Origin of the sequence: Paraburkholderia sp. EG304 (assembly GCF_046543485.1) — a bacterium.
GTDB classification, from domain to species: Bacteria; Pseudomonadota; Gammaproteobacteria; order Burkholderiales; family Burkholderiaceae; genus Paraburkholderia; species Paraburkholderia youngii.
The window spans coordinates 232,689-249,188 of sequence record NZ_JBKGUA010000005.1 but is presented as its reverse complement, the minus strand read 5'-3'; the positions used below and the strand labels follow the sequence as shown (position 1 = coordinate 249,188).

Below are 16,500 nucleotides of genomic sequence, written 5' to 3'. Positions count from 1 at the left end.
GCCGCGACGATCGCTTTCGGAACCCACGCTAACGCAAATGTCCGCGGCGGGTCTGCGTGCGTTCTTCAACATCGCGCGCGACTGGGACCTGAGCGCCGACGAGCAGATCGTGCTGCTCGGCAAGCCGGGCCGCTCGACGTTCTTCAAGTGGAGGGCGACGCCCGAGACCGCACGCCTCAGCCACGACACGCTGGAGCGACTGTCGCTGCTGCTTGGCATCTACAAGGCGCTGCAGATTCTGCTGCCGCAGCCCAACGCCGCAGACACCTGGGTCAAACGCCCCAACAGCGCACCGCCGTTCGGCGGCAAACGCGCGCTGGACCGCATGCTGGCGGGCAACATCAGCGATCTCGTGGCCGTGCGCCAGTATCTCGACGCAATGCGAGGCGGCTGGGCGTGACAAAACCGCAATGGCAGGACCGCTGGACCAGCGCCGCGCTCGACTGGACGCCCGCGTATCGCGTGATTCCGACGCGCTTCCCGGCCATCAATCTGTTCGATCGGGTCGCGTCGCCGGAAGATTTCGAAGCGCTGTACGCGCTCGAAGCGATGACCAACGACCGTCTGCGCACCGAAATCGGCGAACTCGATCTGGTGCCGCGCGAGGAGCGCCGCTTCGGGCCGGGCTACGGGCCGATCATGGCCGCGCTCACGCATTTGAATCCGCTTGGCAGCCGCTTTTCCGACGGCACCTACGGCGTGTTCTATTGCGCGCGTTCACGCGAGACGGCGATCGCCGAAACGCGCTATCACACCGGTCAGTTTCTCAAAGCGACCGCCGAGCCGCCGATGCGTCAGCAGATGCGTCTTTACACGGTAGCCGCGCAAGGCAGCGTGGTCGACTTGCGTCGCGACCCCGAGCTCGACGCAGCCGTGCTATCGCCCGACGACTACGTTGCCGGGCAGGCGCTCGGGCGCGCGGTGCGCGAGGCGAGCGCGCCTGGCATCGTCTATCCGTCGGTGCGCGACAGCGCCGGTGAATGCCTCGCGGCGTTCCGCACGACGCTGCTGCGCGACTGCCATCACGCGGCATACCTCGAATACAACTGGAACGGCACGAGCGTGGATATGGTGTTCGAGTTGAACCAGGTCGGCTGACAGAATAGCAGCGCAGCCGCGTGGCGACTTCAGCCGCTCAAGGCAAGGCCAGTTCCGCCGCGCCTTCCGCGCGAGCGGCTTCGACCGAGATCGACCAGCGGCGCAGCGCCTGCGGCTGCACGATCGTCAGCGTGCCGTCCGGCCCGAACGCGCCGGTATCGATGAACACCTGCGAGCCGATCTGCGTGATGTCGCGCACCGGCGTATGGCCGCAATAGGTCAGCGACAGTCCGCGTTGCCGCAGCGGATCGCCGTGACCGAGCGCGAGCTCGCGGCCCCACAGTAATTGCTGGCGCGTTGCGGCCGAATAATTGCCCGCGTCGAGATCGGCGTCCGAGCCGAAGAATTCGGCGTGCAGAACGTTGAAGCGCGTCTTGCCGCTGCCGACCACGCGCACGAGCGGCAGCGTGCGCAGATGCTCGGCGTAGTAACGCAGACGTTCGTCGGGCACGTTGGCCGCCCACGCGCCGCCGATGCCGTACCACCACTGCCGCCGCAAGCGGCCGTCGGCGACCGCGCACAGCGCGTCTTCGTGATTGCCGAGCACCGCATAGAACCACGGCTTCGCGAGCAGCGCGAGCGCCTGCTCCGAGTGCTCGCCCCGATCCACCAGATCGCCGACCGAAAACAGCCGGTCGCACGTCGGATCGAAGGCGATCTGACGCAGCAGGTAACGCAACGCATCGACGCAGCCGTGCAGATCGCCGACCACGAAATCGCGGCCGGCCTCGTTGGCGTCGTGATGCTGAACGAAGTTGGCGGGGGTGGCATTCATCTCATCATGATAATGCCGCCGACGCGCCCGCGTATGCGGGGTGCCTATCGTAGCGGCGCGCTTCATCGAGCAAGAAAGAGATCGAACGACGCAAAAACGACGCTGAAACGACACGTTCGCGGTATGCGTTACCGGAAATGCACGCTTTCGCGAGTCACTCCTGCCGCGCGCGCGAGTCGCCTCGCGTGCTATTGCAGCGTGCGCAGCTTCGCCACCTGGCCGGTCGTGATCGTCGCCTGCGGATTGCCGAACTGTTTCGTCACGTAGTTGGTGATCGCCGCGATCTGCTCGTCGTCGAGATGGCCGCCGAACGCGGGCATCAGCACGTCCGCGTGCGCGGTCGTGCGGTTCACGCCGTGCAGAATCACCAACGCGAGATTGTTTGTGTCGTTCGCGCCGACCGTCGAGTTGTGAATCAGCGACGGATACGCGCCCGGCGCGCTCGCACCCACGCCCTGCCCGGTCGAGTTATGACAGGTCGCGCAATTGGCGACGAACAGCTGCGCGCCGTTCACGCCGGTGATCGCGGTGCCGCGCAGCGCGGTGACATCGTTGGCGGGATTGCCCCATTGATGACGGGGACGCGCGTCACCGCCGCTCACGGCCGGCACCGAGCGCAAGAACTCGACGACCGAGCGCAGATCCACCGGCGTCAGATACTGCGTGCTATTCGCGACCACCTCGCCCATCGGTCCGGCAGCGTTCGCGCGGCCCGGCGCCGCGCCGGTCGACAGATATGACGTGAGTTCGTCGTCGCGCCAGTCGCCGACGCCGCTCAGTTTGTCCGGCGAGATATTGAACGCATGCCAGCCGGCCTGCACCGCACCGGAGAAACGCGCGCTCGACTGCAGACCCTGCATGAAATTGCGCGGCGTATGGCATTCCTCGCAATGCGCAAGCCCTTCGACCAGATACGCGCCTCGGTTCCATTCGGCGCGCTTTTTCGGGTCCGGCACGAAGCGCCCCTCTGTGAAGTTGAACATGTTCCAGAACACCATCAGCCAGCGCTGATTGAACGGGAACTTGAGACTGTTCGCGGGCGGCGTGTAGTGAATCGGCGTCAGCGTGTTCAGATAAGCGCGAATCGCGAGCACGTCCTCATTGGTCACGCGCGTGTAGGCCGTGTACGGAAACGCCGGATAGAGCCGCTCGCCGCCCTTGCCGATGCCTTCGTGCATCGCGCGCATGAAGTCGGCGTCGCTCCATCGGCCGATGCCGGTGTCGGGATCGGGCGTGATGTTCGGTGTCACGATCGTGCCGAACGGTGTGCTGATCGGCAGGCCGCCCGCGAATGGGCGCGACTTGTCCGCCGTATGGCAGGCCGCGCAATCGGCGGCACGGGTCAGGTATTGGCCGCGCTTCACGAGTTCGCCATTCGTGGCGCTGCCGTTGAGCGTGGCCGGGGCGCCGTCCGTCGCCTGCGCCGCGTCGTCTGCGCGCGCCTGGGTGATCGGCATTTCGTCGGTCGAAACTGCGTCGGGGCCGTGCGACTCGTGCCACGCAATCGACAGCGCGAACAGCGAAAACGCGGCCGCGAGCGCCGCGCCGCCGAAGCGGCGGCGCTGGGCCACGTGCGTCCGCGCAGGATCCGGCTGCACGCGAGAGATGTTCTTCAGCATTTGTGGCTCCCCGGTCAGCGCTCAGATTTCGCGCTTCAGCCTGTCGGCCAGCTTCAGCGACAAGGCCGCGATCGTCAGCGTGCAGTTCACCGACGCGGCGGTAGGCATCACGCCGCTGCTGGCGATGAACAGGTTCGCATGATCGTGCGTGCGGCAGTCGGCGTCGACGACCGAACTCGCCGCATCGCTGCCCATGATCGTCGTGCCCATGATGTGATTGTTCGGCGCGAAGCTGTCGTCGAACGAGACCTCGCTGCCGCCGAATAGCGCTGCGATTTTCGCGTACTGTTCGTGCGTATCGGCGGCGCTCTTCTTCACGTAGTCGTTGATCGAGTAGTAGATCTCGGGCTGCGGAATGCCGAGCGCGTCCTTGTGATCGGCCGACGGCACGATGCGGTTCTGCGGCTCCGGCAAATGTTCGTGAAAGCTGTTGATGCTCAGCGTGCGCGCCGCGCGGTCGCGAATCTGCCGGTCGAGCTCGGCGCCGGTCAGGCCGCTTTTCAGCAGGTCGGCGGTAACGCCCATGGTCGGCACGCCGTTCGACAGATGCAGCTTCTTCGACGCGTAGTCGGAGCGGAACGCGCCGTCGCGAAAGTTGACGATCGAGGTCATCTCCATCGGACCGCGGCCGGGCCACAGCGGTTCGTTGGCGAGAAACGTGACGCCGGTGCCCGGATGGTCCATCAGGTTGCGGCCGACCTGATCGGAGCTGTTGCCGACGCCGTGCGGGAATTTGTCCGAGGTCGACATCAGCATCAGCTTCGGCGTTTCGATGCCGTTCGCCGCGAGCACGAACAGCTTGCCGGTGACGCGTGTGCTATTGCCGTTCGGGTCCTTGTAGTGGACCGCGGTGATGAGCCCTTTGTCGTCCGCTTCGATGCGATACACGACCGCTTCGGGAATCAGCTTGGCGCCGGCCTGCTCGGCCTTCTCCGCATGGATCACGCCGTTGTACATCGCGGCGATCGGGCAGATCGGCATGCAGTTGTTGTTGCCGCAGCAGGTCGGTCGCGCATCGTAGGGCCGGCTGTTGCGCGCGACCGGCTCGGGCACGACCTTGAAGCCCTGGGCATTGAGCACGTCGCTGAAACGCTGATCCATGTACGACAGCGGCAACTGCTGCATCGGATAGGGCTTCGAGCGCGGCGAACCGAGATCGATCGAACTATCCGGACCGGACACGCCGAGCTGCACTTCGGCGGCGACGTACCACGGCTCGAGCGTTTCGTACGGATATGGCCAATCGCGCCCAACGCCATACAGCTTGTGCAACTGGAAGTCCGACGGCAGCAGCCGCCACGCGGCGGCCGCCCAGTGCCACGTCGTGCCGCCGACGAGCCGCACGTATTGTGAGTTGTACGGATAATCGCCCTTCTGGATCAGGTAGTTGTTCGCGGGCGCGTACTCGGGATGCGGCGCGTAAGGCGTCGACGGATACGGCGTCGCGAAGTCGGACTTGGCCGGCGAGTTGCGGAAGTTCTCGACGATCTGCCAGCGTGGAATGCGCGGCCCAGCTTCGAGCAGGATCACCGACGCGCCCGCCAGCGCCAGTTGATGCGCAACCAGACTGCCGGCGACGCCCGAGCCGACCACGACGATATCGGCGGATTGTGTGTTTGCCATCGTTTCTCTCTTCGGTGCCCTGCCTGTTGCGGGCTTTGTTCGTGCGCTGCTGGCGTGGCCCGCTAGCGGGCCCGCGCGGCTCACGCGTGCAGCGGCTTCTGCGTCCAGTAGAACGGCACGTCGCGGCAATAAGAGGGAATCGTAAGCACGTCTTGCACGGGCTCGAACATCAGCGCCTTTTCATACGCGACCACCTGGACGTGCGGCATGTCGCCGACGAGTCCGAGATACCACGCGCGCATGATCGCGCCGACCGCTTTCGCAAGCGCCGGATGGTCGGTCTGCAGCGCCTGCGTGACGGTATCGGACGGCACGCCGCCGTGGCCTTGCAGCCACGTATTCAGCGCCGCGACGTTCTGCGCGAACTGGTTATCGGCCCGCGACAGCGCATCGTAGACACGCTGGCCGAGCACGGTGTCGAAACTGCTACGACCGGTGAGGTGTTGCGACAGCGCGAGGAAGGCATCGAGTCCGCCGCCGGCTGGCGGCGTCGCGGCGAAGACGGGCGCGAGCCACGACAGCGAACGGCTCGCGCCGGCGAACGCGAGCGCCGCGGCCGCCGCGCACGAACCGAGCACCCAGGCCCTGCGCGAAGCGGAAAACGACTGGGATAAACCGGTGAAACGCGTGGCATTGCGATAGGACTTCGCTCCTTGCCGATGCGTCATGTGGGGATGCGCATCGTTATCCTCAGGAACATCTGTCATGGGGGCTCCAGATGATGAGTCGTTCTCGACGAGCCGCACTCGGAAGGCATGATGCCGTTCGCGTGCCGCTTCGTTTGCTCTTCCCCAAACCTGGTCTGACGCCGCTTCCAGCGGTCTCGAATCCGTGCGCGCGATTCACGCGCGCCGCATGTGTGGTGTTGCATGCATGAGCGAAATGGCAACGATTACTGCCGTTTTCTGCCAATCGCCTTTCAACTGAAAGCGGCGCGCAAGGCCGCTGCGGAAGACTATAGCCTGTGACCCACCATTCGACAATCGGTCCTCGTTGCACGCGTAGAATCCGCGACACCGACTGCCCTATACTTCGCCGTACATCTCGACTCATGGCCATCAACTACTATCCGCAGGTTCTTCGCAATCGGCCCCGCACGGTGATCGGCCTCGTGATCGGGATCGTCGTCGCGTTCCTGGTGCCCGTTCATACGAGTCCGATGGCGCGCACACTGATCGGCTGGGACGCGGCCATCTGGAGCTACCTGCTGATGATCTGGGTGCACATGGCTCTCGCCGACGAGCACCGCGTGCGCGAATACGCGATACGCGACGACGAAAACGCGGGCGTCGTACTGATCGTGATCTGCGTCGCGACGATCGCAAGCATCGCCGCGATCGTGCTCGAACTCGCGTCGGCCAAGGGCTCGGGCGGCGCAACGACCTTCTGGCACTACCTGCTGACCGGTCTGACGCTGATCGGCGCATGGTTTCTGATTCCGACGATCTTCACGCTGCACTACGCGCGCCTCTACTACGACACCGACGCCAAAGAGACCGCGTTGAAATTTCCCGATCATCATTTACTGCCGAATTACTGGGACTTCCTGTACTACTCGTTCACGATCGCGGTCGCGTCGCAGACCTCCGACGTGGTGCTGCGCTCGCGCGAAATTCGTCGCGCGACACTCGCGCAATCGGTCCTGTCGTTCTACTTCAACGTCGCGGTGCTCGGCTTGTGCGTGAACATCGCGGCGGGGCTGCTGGGTTCGTGACTCGGCCATTGCGCAGCGCTCGCATGAATTTCATGCAAATGCCACGCGCGTGCCACATGGTTGCCACGTGAGCGTCACCCTGGCATCGCGCGTCCGTCCGTGTAAATCCGACCCGCGTGGTCGCGTTTTACATGCCGCGCCAGCCGCGGCGTGCGTAACAATGCCCGCTTAATCGCACGCGCTCCGTGCGGACGCGCACCTTCGGCACCCGCCATCTCAACGTAACCTCCCCCTTTTCCCGCTAGCGGGTCGCCGCGTTGGCACACGGTTTGCTCCCTTTCCGCCACGAGTGACGACCAGTCCCACCGGACCGGCGTCTGGCGCGAAAGCACCCGCGACTGGCCAGCGGCGTGACGATCTTTGCACTACATTGACCAGTACGTGCCCCCGCTGACGCATCGCGCGGTATCCGGCTCGGGAAGCCCAATGAGCGCTGTGATCGCATGCCAACTGCATCCACACCGCAGCAGGACAACTCTGGAAACGACCGATGGAACCTCCAAACGGGTACGCGCCGCGGATTTACTTTTTTCACTCTCTTCTCGTCGGGCCTCTCGATGCCTGGCCCGCGCAGTTCGCTCACGCGGCCGGGCTCGGCTTCGATCACGCGTTGATCGCCGGGCTGTTCGAGCCGGGCCAGGCGGGCCACGCTCAGGTGGTCGGCAATCACGCGCGGCTGCATCCGGTGTTCGAGGCGCAGCATTCGGTGCCCGACGCCGTACGCATGCTCGCCGATGCCGCGCGCCGCAATAATCTGACGCTGCTGATCGATCTGGTGATCGACCGCGTGGCCGCCGACGGCGTGCTGTACAGCGAACATTCGGACTGGTTTCACGCGCGCGAGTCCGAGCTCGCGCGGCTCGATCCGCGTCACGTGCATCGTGAAGACAACGTCGCCTATGCGAATTTCGACGACCCCGCGACGAGTGCCTCGCTGTGCGTCTGGTGGACCCAGCAACTGCTCGCGCTCGCCGAGGCGGGCGTCGGCGGCTTCCGTTTCGATTCGCCGCACCGCGTGCCGGCTGCCGTATGGCGGCATCTCGGCGATGAAGTGCGCGCGAAGCATCCGCATATGCGCTTTCTCGCGGCAACGCCGGGCCTGTCGCGCGGCGATCTGCCCGGGCTCGAAGCAGCCGGCTTCGACAGCGCGTTTTCGTCCGTGCGCTGGTGGGACTTCCGTTCGAGCTGGATGGCCGAGGAGCATGCGGCGCTCGCGCGCGTCGGTGCGCCGATCGCCTTTCCCGAAGCGCCGTACGGCACGCGCCTCGCCGCCGAGTTGAGCGACGTGCACGATGCGGCGATCGTCGAGCGGGCGTATCGACGCGCGCTGTTCACGTCGGTTGCACTGGGCAGCGGCTGGATGATGCCGATGGGCTTCGAATACGGCATCGCCGAACCGATGTCGCAAACGCGCGGCGACGCCGCGCAGTTCGCGCGCGCCGTGCAGTCACGGCGCTTCGATCTGAGCGCCGCCGTCACCCAGGCGAACGACTTCGCGCGCAATACGCCGACGCTGCATGCGAACGGTGAATTGCGCCAATTGAGCGGACCCGGCGCATCGGCCGCGGTTCTGCTGCGCGCCGACGCGGCCGATCTGCGCGACGCCAGCGAAGCACTCCTGATCGTCGTGAATCCCGAACTCGGCGCGCCAGTGCGGGTCGATCCCGCGCGCTTCCTCGCGGGCGTGCCGGGCAGCTTCACGCGCTTCGTGCCGCTCGATGCGCGCGGCCGGAACGAACCCGCGGCCCTCGCGCCGTTCGCGCTCGCGCCGGGCGCGGTGCGGCTGCTGCGCGCGTTCGCGGAACAGCCAATCTACCTCGCGCCGCCCATCGACAAGTCGAACAGCAAGCGCAGCGGCCACAAGACCGTGCTCGACGCGATCGAAGCGCCGCGCGTCGCAATCGAGAGCGTGTCGCCGTCGGTGGAAAACGGCCGCTTCGCGGCCAAGCGCAGCGTCGGCGAGCGCGCGGAGATTCGCGCGGCGATCTTCGCCGAAGGTCACGACAAGATCGCGGCCGCCGTGCTGTGGCGCGCGGCCGACGAAACCGCGTGGCACGAAGAGCTGATGTCGCCCGCGCCGCCGGCCGGTCTCGACTTGTGGAGCGCGCGGATTCCGCTCGAGCGGATCGGCCGCTATGAATTCACCGTGATCGCGTGGCGCGACGACTTTGCCTCGCTCGTCGAGCACATCCAGAAGAAGCTGAAGGCGAACCAGACCGTCGAGATCGAACTCGACGAAGCCGCGCATCTGTTCGCGCTCGTGCTCGCCGAAGTCGAGACTAGCGAAGGCGCGGACAAGGAGCAGCTCGAACACATCGTGCGCGACTTCCAGAAGGCCGACGCCGAACAGAAGCTCGCGCTGATTCTCGCGCCCGCCACCGCGGCAGCGATGACCGCCGCGCGCCACCGGCCGTTTCTGAGCCGCGATCAGGTGATCTACAAGATCGACGCGGAACGCACCGCGGCCTATTTCGCGAGCTGGTACGAGATCTTCCCGCGTTCGATGAGCGACGACGAATCGCGCCACGGCACGTTCGCGGACGTGACCGCGAAACTGCCGCGCATCCGCGACATGGGCTTCGACGTGCTGTACTTCCCGCCGATTCATCCGATCGGCCTCGCGAACCGCAAGGGCCGCAACAACACGCTGACCGCGCAGCCGGGCGATGTCGGCAGTCCCTATGCGATCGGCGCGGCCGAAGGCGGCCACACCGCCGTGCATCCGCAGCTCGGCACGCTCGACGATTTCAAGGCGATGCTGGCCGCCGCGCATGCGCACGGCCTCGAAATCGCGCTCGACTTCGCGATCCAGTGCTCGCCCGATCACCCGTGGCTGAAGGAGCATCCGACGTGGTTCGCGTGGCGCCCCGACGGCACGCTGCGCTATGCAGAGAATCCACCGAAGAAGTACCAGGACATCGTCAACCCGGACTTCTACGCGCACGATGCGAAGCCCGACCTGTGGCTCGCGTTGCGCGACGTGATCCTGTTCTGGGTCGACGCGGGTGTGCGCATCTTCCGCGTCGACAATCCGCACACCAAGCCGCTGCCGTTCTGGGAATGGATGATCGCCGACGTGCGTGCGCGCCACCCCGATGTCATCTTCCTCGCCGAAGCGTTCACGCGGCCGCGCATGATGAACCGGCTCGGCAAGATCGGCTTCTCGCAGTCGTACACGTACTTCACGTGGCGCGAGTCGAAGCGCGATTTCATCGAGTACATGAGTGAGCTCACGCAGACCGGCGCGCGCGATTTCTACCGGCCGAACTTCTTCGTCAATACCCCGGACATCAACCCGCGCCATCTGCAATCGCAGGGACGCACGGGCTTTCTGATCCGCGCGGCGCTGGCCGCGACACTGGCCGGGCTGTGGGGCGTGTATAGCGGCTTCGAACTGTGCGAGGCCACCGCGCTGCCGAACAGCGAAGAGTACCTGGACTCCGAAAAGTATCAATTGCGCGCGTGGGACTGGCACCGGCCCGGCAATATCGTCGGCGAGATCACCGCGCTGAATCGCATCCGGCGCGCGAATCCCGCGCTGCAGACGCATCTCGGTCTCACGTTCCTCACCGCGCACAACGATCACATCCTGTTCTTCGAGAAAGCGACCGAGTCGCGCGACAACGTGATCGTCGTCGCGATCAATCTCGATCCGTTCAACGAACAGGGCGCGGACATCGAGTTGTCGTGGGACACGTTCCAGCGCTGGCATCTGCACGACCACGCCGCGCTCGAAGTGATCGACCAGATGACCGGCGCACGCTTTGAATGGCACGGACGCTGGCAGCACGTGCGGCTCGGCTCGGGCCAGCCGTTCTCGATCTGGCGCATCGCGCCGCTAGGCGGCCTGCCCGCCGATCGCCCGGAGGACAGCGACCACGAACACGACAGCACTCTTCACGCAGACGCTGTCACCCCAACCTGGATGGAAGGTGGAACATGAAGCGCGACGATCCAGCCCAATCCACGCACGAGGCGCAAACGGCCGCGGCCGTCGGCACCGCGGCGAAGGTACGCACGCGCCGGCGCGGCAAACCCGCGGCGCTCAGCGACGATCCGCTGTGGTACAAGGACGCGATCATCTACCAGGTCCACATCAAGTCGTTTTTCGATGCGAACAACGACGGCGTCGGCGATTTCCCCGGCCTGATCGCCAAGCTCGACTACATCGCCGAGCTCGGCGTCAACGCGATCTGGCTGCTGCCGTTCTATCCGTCGCCACGCCGTGACGACGGCTACGACATCGCCGACTACCGCAACGTGCATCCCGACTACGGTCAGCTCGCGGACGTGCGGCGCTTCATTCAGGAAGCGCACGCGCGCGGCATCCGCGTGATTACGGAGCTCGTCATCAACCACACGTCGGATCAGCACCCGTGGTTCCAGCGCGCGCGGCGTGCGAAGGCCGGCTCGAACTATCGCAACTACTACGTGTGGTCCGATACCGATCAGAAGTACGCGGAGACGCGCATCATCTTCATCGACTCGGAGCCGTCGAACTGGACGCACGATCCGGTTGCGGGCGCGTACTACTGGCACCGCTTCTATTCGCACCAGCCCGATCTGAATTTCGACAATCCGGCGGTGATGCGAGAGGTGCTGCAGGTGATGCGCTTCTGGCTCGACATGGGCATCGACGGGCTGCGGCTCGATGCGGTGCCGTACCTGGTCGAGCGTGAAGGCACCAACAACGAGAACCTGCCGGAAACGCACGAGATCCTGAAGCGGATTCGCGCGACCATCGACGCCGAGTATCCGAACCGGATGCTGCTCGCCGAGGCGAACCAGTGGCCCGAGGACGTGAAGGAGTACTTCGGCAACGAAGACGAATGCCATATGGCGTTCCACTTCCCGCTGATGCCGCGCATCTACATGTCGATCGCGAGCGAGGACCGCTTCCCGATCACCGACATCATGAAGCAGACGCCGGACCTCCCCGATTCGAACCAGTGGGCGATCTTCCTGCGCAATCACGACGAGCTGACGCTCGAAATGGTCACCGATTCCGAGCGCGACTATCTTTGGAACACCTATGCGAGCGATCGCCGCGCACGTCTGAATCTCGGCATTCGCCGCCGTCTCGCGCCGCTGATGGAGCGCGACCGCCGCCGCATCGAGCTGATCAACTCGCTGCTGCTGTCGATGCCCGGTACGCCCGTCATCTACTACGGCGACGAACTCGGCATGGGCGACAACATCCACCTCGGCGACCGCGACGGCGTGCGCACGCCGATGCAGTGGTCGTCGGATCGCAACGGCGGCTTCTCGCGCGCCGACCCCGAGCAACTGGTGCTGCCGCCCGTGATGGGTACGCTGTACGGCTTCGACGCGGTCAACGTCGAAGCGCAGAGCCGCGACCCGCACTCGCTATTGAACTGGACGCGCCGCATGCTGTCGACGCGGCGCTCGAAGCAGACCTTCGGACGCGGCACGATCCGCTTTCTGAAGCCGGAAAACCGCAAGATTCTCGCGTATCTGCGCGAGATGCCCGGCGAGGCGCCGATCCTGTGCGTCGCGAATCTGTCGCGCGCGCCGCAGGCGGTCGAGCTGGACCTGTCCGAATTCAACGGCTTCGTGCCGGTCGAGATGACCGCCGATTCGGTGTTCCCCGCGATCGGCCAACTGACCTATCTGCTGACGTTCCCGCCATACGGCTTCCTGTGGTTCATGCTGTGCGAAGGCGGCGGACGGCCGACGTGGGCGCAGGCGCATTCCGAGCCGCTGCCCGAGTTCGTCACGATCGTGATCCGCGAGGGGCAGACCGGGCCGACACCCGAAAACGTGCGGCTGCTCGAATCCGAAGTGCTGCCGTCGTGGCTGAGCCGGCGCCGCTGGTTCGCGTCGAAGGATCAGAAGATGCATGCGGTGCGGCTCGCCGCGCTGACCACGATTCCGAACGGCGGCTTCGCATTCACCGAAATCGAAGTGGACGTCGGCGATCACACCGAGCGCTACGTGGTGCCGATCGCGCTCACATGGGGCGGTGAAACCACCACGCCGCTGTTCCTGCAGTTGGCATTGGCGCGCGTGCGACGCGGCCGCACCGTCGGCCATCTGACCGACGCGTTCTCGCTGCCGATCTTCGCGCACAACGTGCTGCGCAAGATGCGCGAACACGCAGTCGTGCCGACCGTGCAGAAGAGCGAAATCAAGTTCCTGCCGACCGAGCGCTTCGCCGAACTCGACAATCTCGGCGAGCGGCCCGAGATTCGCTGGCTTGCCGCCGAGCAGAGCAACAGCTCGCTGATCATCGCCGATGCCGCGGTGCTGAAGCTGGTGCGGCGGCTCGTCAGCGGCATCCATCCGGAAGCGGAAATCAGCCGCTATCTGACACAGCTCGGCTATGCGAACACCGCGCCGCTGTATGGCGAAGTGGTGCGCGTCGATCCCGAGGGCGTGCCGCATACGCTCGCGATCCTGCAGGGCTTTATCGACAATCAGGGCGACGCGTGGAACTGGTCGCTCGATTATCTGCGCCGCTCGGTCGACGAGCTGGCAATCGCGGTCGACACTGAAACGCAGACCGCACCCGACCGCACGAACGAGTCGATTCTGCTGGACGGCTACGGTGAACTCGCGGGCATCATCGGCCGACGGCTCGGCGAGCTGCACGTCGCGCTCGCCACGCCGAGCGACGACCCCGCGTTCGCGCCGGAACATGCCAACGCCGAGCAGGTGAAAGCATGGGTCGACGCAACGCAGACGATGCTCGCGAGCGCGCTCGATCTGCTCGCGCCGCGCATCGCGGAGATGAGCGACGCGGACACGAAGGGGCTCGCGCAAAGTCTGATCGATCGGCGCGCCGCGCTGGTCAAGGCGGTCGACAATCTCGTGCCGGGCGACGCGGGGGCGTTGCGCATCCGCATCCACGGCGACTTCCATCTCGGTCAGGTATTGGTCGCGCACGGCGACGCGTATCTGATCGACTTCGAGGGCGAGCCCGCGCGTTCGCTCGAGGAGCGTCGCCAGAAATCGAGCCCGTTGCGTGACGTGGCCGGTCTGGTGCGCTCGCTGTCGTATGCGAGCGCGGCCGCGCAATCGACCACCGAAAGCGCGCCGCAACAGACCGCGGATCGCAAGCGTGCTCTGTTCGAGCGCTTCCGCTCCCACGCGACCACGGCGTTCCTCGCCGAATACCGCGCGGCGGCCGCTCAGTCATCGGAGCCGCTCGTCGCGCCCGAATCCGAAGAGGCGCTGCTCGATCTGTTCCTGATCGAGAAGGCCGCTTACGAGATTCGCTACGAGGCGGCCAACCGGCCGACATGGCTCGGCTTACCGGTACGCGGCCTCGCCGCGCTCACGAGCCGACTGCTGGGCGATACCGGCGCACCGCCGCATTACGATCCATCAACCCGGGTGTCCGGCTCCGCTACGCCGCCCAACCCGGCCGAGGGCGACTATGAGTGAGCATGATCCGGCCGCAGGCCTTCAACCCGTCGATATCGACGCGCTCGTCGAAGCGCGCCACCCCGATCCGTTTTCGCAGCTGGGGCTGCATCAGACCGCCGCGGGTCCGATCGTGCGCGCGCTGCTGCCGAATGCCGGGCACGTCACCGTGATTTCGCGCGCCGATGGCGCGACGCTCGGCGAGCTCGAGCAACTGCGGCCTGGCCTGTTCGCGGGCCGCATCACGTCGGCGATGCCGTATCGGTTGCGCATCGACTGGCATGGCGTCGTGCAGGAAGTGGAAGATACCTATTCATTCGGTCCGGTGCTCGGCGACGAGCCGCTCCAACGTCTTGCGCACGGCGATCCGTACGCGGTGCTCGAATGTCTGGGCGCGCGGCCGGTCGACATCGACGGTGTGCCGGGCGTGCGCTTTGCCGTGTGGGCACCGAATGCGCGGCGCGTGTCGGTGGTCGGCGACTTCAACGCGTGGGACGGCCGCCGCCATCCGATGCGGCTGCGTCACCAGGCGGGCGTGTGGGAGCTGTTCGTGCCGCGCGTCGGCGCCGGCACGCGCTACAAGTACGAGCTGCTGTCGCGCGACGGCCATCCGCTGCCTTTGAAGGCCGATCCGTGCGCGATGCAGACTGAAAAGCCGCCGGGCACCGCGTCGATCGTCGCGCACGTGGACGAGATCGAGCAGTTTCCGTGGACCGATCACGAGTGGATCCAGTCGCGCGCCGGCAAGCAGACCGCGCGCACGCCGATTGCGATCTACGAAGTGCATGCAGAGTCATGGCTGCGCATCGCCGAAGAAGGCCAGCGCGGTCTCGTCTGGGAAGAGCTCGCCGAGCGGCTGATTCCCTACGCGAAGAGCATGGGCTTCACGCACATCGAATTTCTGCCGATCGCCGAGCATCCGTTCGGCGGCTCGTGGGGCTATCAGCCGCTTGGGCAGTTCGCGCCGTCCGCGCGCTTCGGCAAGCCCGAGCAGTTCGCGCGTTTCGTCGATCGCGCGCACGAAGCGGGGCTCGGCGTGATTCTCGACTGGGTGCCCGCGCATTTTCCGAACGACGCGCATGGCCTGATCGATTTCGACGGCACGCCGCTCTACGAACATGCCGATCCGCGCGAGGGCTATCACCAGGACTGGAACACGATGATCTACAACCTCGGCCGCAACGAGGTGAGCGCGTTCCTGATCGCGTCGGGGCTCGCGTGGCTGCAGCGCTATCACGTCGATGGCCTGCGCGTGGACGCGGTCGCGTCGATGCTGTATCGCGACTACTCGCGCGCGGCCGGCGAGTGGGTGCCGAACATCTATGGCGGGCGCGAGAATCTCGAATCGATCGCGTTCCTGAAGCGCTTGAATCATGAAGTCCGCTATGTGCCGGGCGCACCCGGCGCGATCACGGTCGCGGAGGAATCGACCGCATGGCCCGGCGTGACCGCAAGCGTCGCGGACGGCGGTCTCGGCTTCGACTTCAAGTGGAACATGGGCTGGATGCACGACACGCTGCACTACATGCACGAAGACCCGGTGTATCGCCAGTACCACCACCACAACATGACGTTCGGCATGGTCTACGCGTATTCCGAGCGCTTCGTGCTGCCGCTTTCGCACGACGAGGTGGTGCACGGCAAGGGTTCGCTGCTTGGCAAGATGCCCGGCGACCGCTGGCAGCGTTTCGCGAATCTGCGCGCGTACTTCGGTTTCATGTGGACGCACCCGGGCAAGAAGCTGATGTTCATGGGCGGCGAATTCGGCCAGATGGCGGAGTTCGATCATGACGGCTCGCCGCATTGGAATCTTCTCGACGATCCGGCTCACCACGGCGTGCAATTGCTGGTGCGCGACCTGAACCATCTGTACCGCAACGAGCCGGGGCTGCATCTGCTCGACAGCGAACCGGGCGGCTTCGAATGGTTGATCGGCGACGACAGCGCCAACAGCGTGTTCGCCTATCGGCGCACCGACGGCGCGGGCCAGGAGTTCGTCGTGGTGTGCAACATGACGCCGGTGCCGCGGCTCGGCTATCGGCTCGGCATGCCGCGCGGCGGGCGCTGGGTGGAAGTGCTCAATACCGATGCGGCCGTATACGGCGGCTCGAACATGGGCAACGGCGGGCTGATCCATTCCGACCAGGTAACGAGCCACGGCAGGCCGCATTCCGCCGCGCTGACTTTGCCGCCACTCGCAACTATCGTCTTGCGCGCGGACTAAGGAAACGTGCCGCAGCACAGGCGCGCGGCGCGAAGGCAAGCGCCGCGCCCCCGTTGCATGA

The 16,500-nt window shown here is 65.7% G+C and carries 10 protein-coding genes; 6 read left to right on the top strand and 4 right to left on the bottom strand.

Annotation, left to right across the window (positions count from 1 at the left end):
• The first annotated feature begins 37 nt into the window (after positions 1-37).
• Both ACLFKU_RS08805 and ACLFKU_RS08800 read left to right on the top strand, forming a co-directional pair.
• Positions 38-400: an antitoxin Xre/MbcA/ParS toxin-binding domain-containing protein gene (locus ACLFKU_RS08805; protein WP_368584143.1), complete on the top strand. Its 363-nt coding sequence runs from the start codon at positions 38-40 to the stop codon at positions 398-400.
• The gene (locus tag ACLFKU_RS08800; RefSeq protein ID WP_410848794.1) at positions 397-1,098 is read left to right on the top strand and encodes an RES family NAD+ phosphorylase; all 702 of its coding nucleotides are present in this window, start codon (positions 397-399) and stop codon (positions 1,096-1,098) included. Before ACLFKU_RS08805 ends, ACLFKU_RS08800 begins: the two co-directional genes overlap by 4 nt.
• 37 nt (positions 1,099-1,135) lie before the next feature.
• Here the strand turns inward: ACLFKU_RS08800 and ACLFKU_RS08795 are convergent, their stop codons facing one another.
• The 4 genes from ACLFKU_RS08795 to ACLFKU_RS08780 all read right to left on the bottom strand — a co-directional run bounded on the left by ACLFKU_RS08795 (position 1,136) and on the right by ACLFKU_RS08780 (position 5,822).
• Entirely contained in the window at positions 1,136-1,873 is a 738-nt protein-coding gene (locus tag ACLFKU_RS08795) for a metallophosphoesterase (RefSeq protein WP_410848793.1), read from the bottom strand.
• A gap of 188 nt (positions 1,874-2,061) precedes the next feature.
• Positions 2,062-3,492 (bottom strand): cytochrome c, encoded by a 1,431-nt coding sequence (locus ACLFKU_RS08790; protein ID WP_410848792.1) that lies wholly within the window; start codon positions 3,490-3,492, stop codon positions 2,062-2,064.
• A gap of 21 nt (positions 3,493-3,513) precedes the next feature.
• Positions 3,514-5,115, bottom strand: a complete 1,602-nt coding sequence (locus tag ACLFKU_RS08785; RefSeq protein ID WP_410848791.1) for a GMC family oxidoreductase — start codon at positions 5,113-5,115, stop codon at positions 3,514-3,516.
• Between the two features lie 80 nt (positions 5,116-5,195).
• Positions 5,196-5,822: a sugar dehydrogenase complex small subunit gene (locus tag ACLFKU_RS08780; protein WP_410848790.1), complete on the bottom strand. Its 627-nt coding sequence runs from the start codon at positions 5,820-5,822 to the stop codon at positions 5,196-5,198.
• A gap of 344 nt (positions 5,823-6,166) precedes the next feature.
• Between ACLFKU_RS08780 and ACLFKU_RS08775 the strand changes: the two genes are divergently transcribed.
• From ACLFKU_RS08775 to glgB, 4 genes are all read left to right on the top strand, one after another.
• Positions 6,167-6,829, top strand: a complete 663-nt coding sequence (locus tag ACLFKU_RS08775) for a DUF1345 domain-containing protein (protein WP_368584149.1) — start codon at positions 6,167-6,169, stop codon at positions 6,827-6,829.
• A gap of 490 nt (positions 6,830-7,319) precedes the next feature.
• On the top strand, positions 7,320-10,772 hold the full coding sequence (locus ACLFKU_RS08770; protein ID WP_410848789.1) for a maltotransferase domain-containing protein: 3,453 nt from the start codon (positions 7,320-7,322) through the stop codon (positions 10,770-10,772).
• Entirely contained in the window at positions 10,769-14,236 is a 3,468-nt protein-coding gene (treS, locus tag ACLFKU_RS08765; RefSeq protein ID WP_410848788.1) for a maltose alpha-D-glucosyltransferase, read from the top strand. Before ACLFKU_RS08770 ends, treS begins: the two co-directional genes overlap by 4 nt.
• Positions 14,229-16,439: a 1,4-alpha-glucan branching protein GlgB gene (gene glgB / locus ACLFKU_RS08760; RefSeq protein WP_410848787.1), complete on the top strand. Its 2,211-nt coding sequence runs from the start codon at positions 14,229-14,231 to the stop codon at positions 16,437-16,439. Before treS ends, glgB begins: the two co-directional genes overlap by 8 nt.
• Positions 16,440-16,500 lie beyond the last annotated feature (61 nt).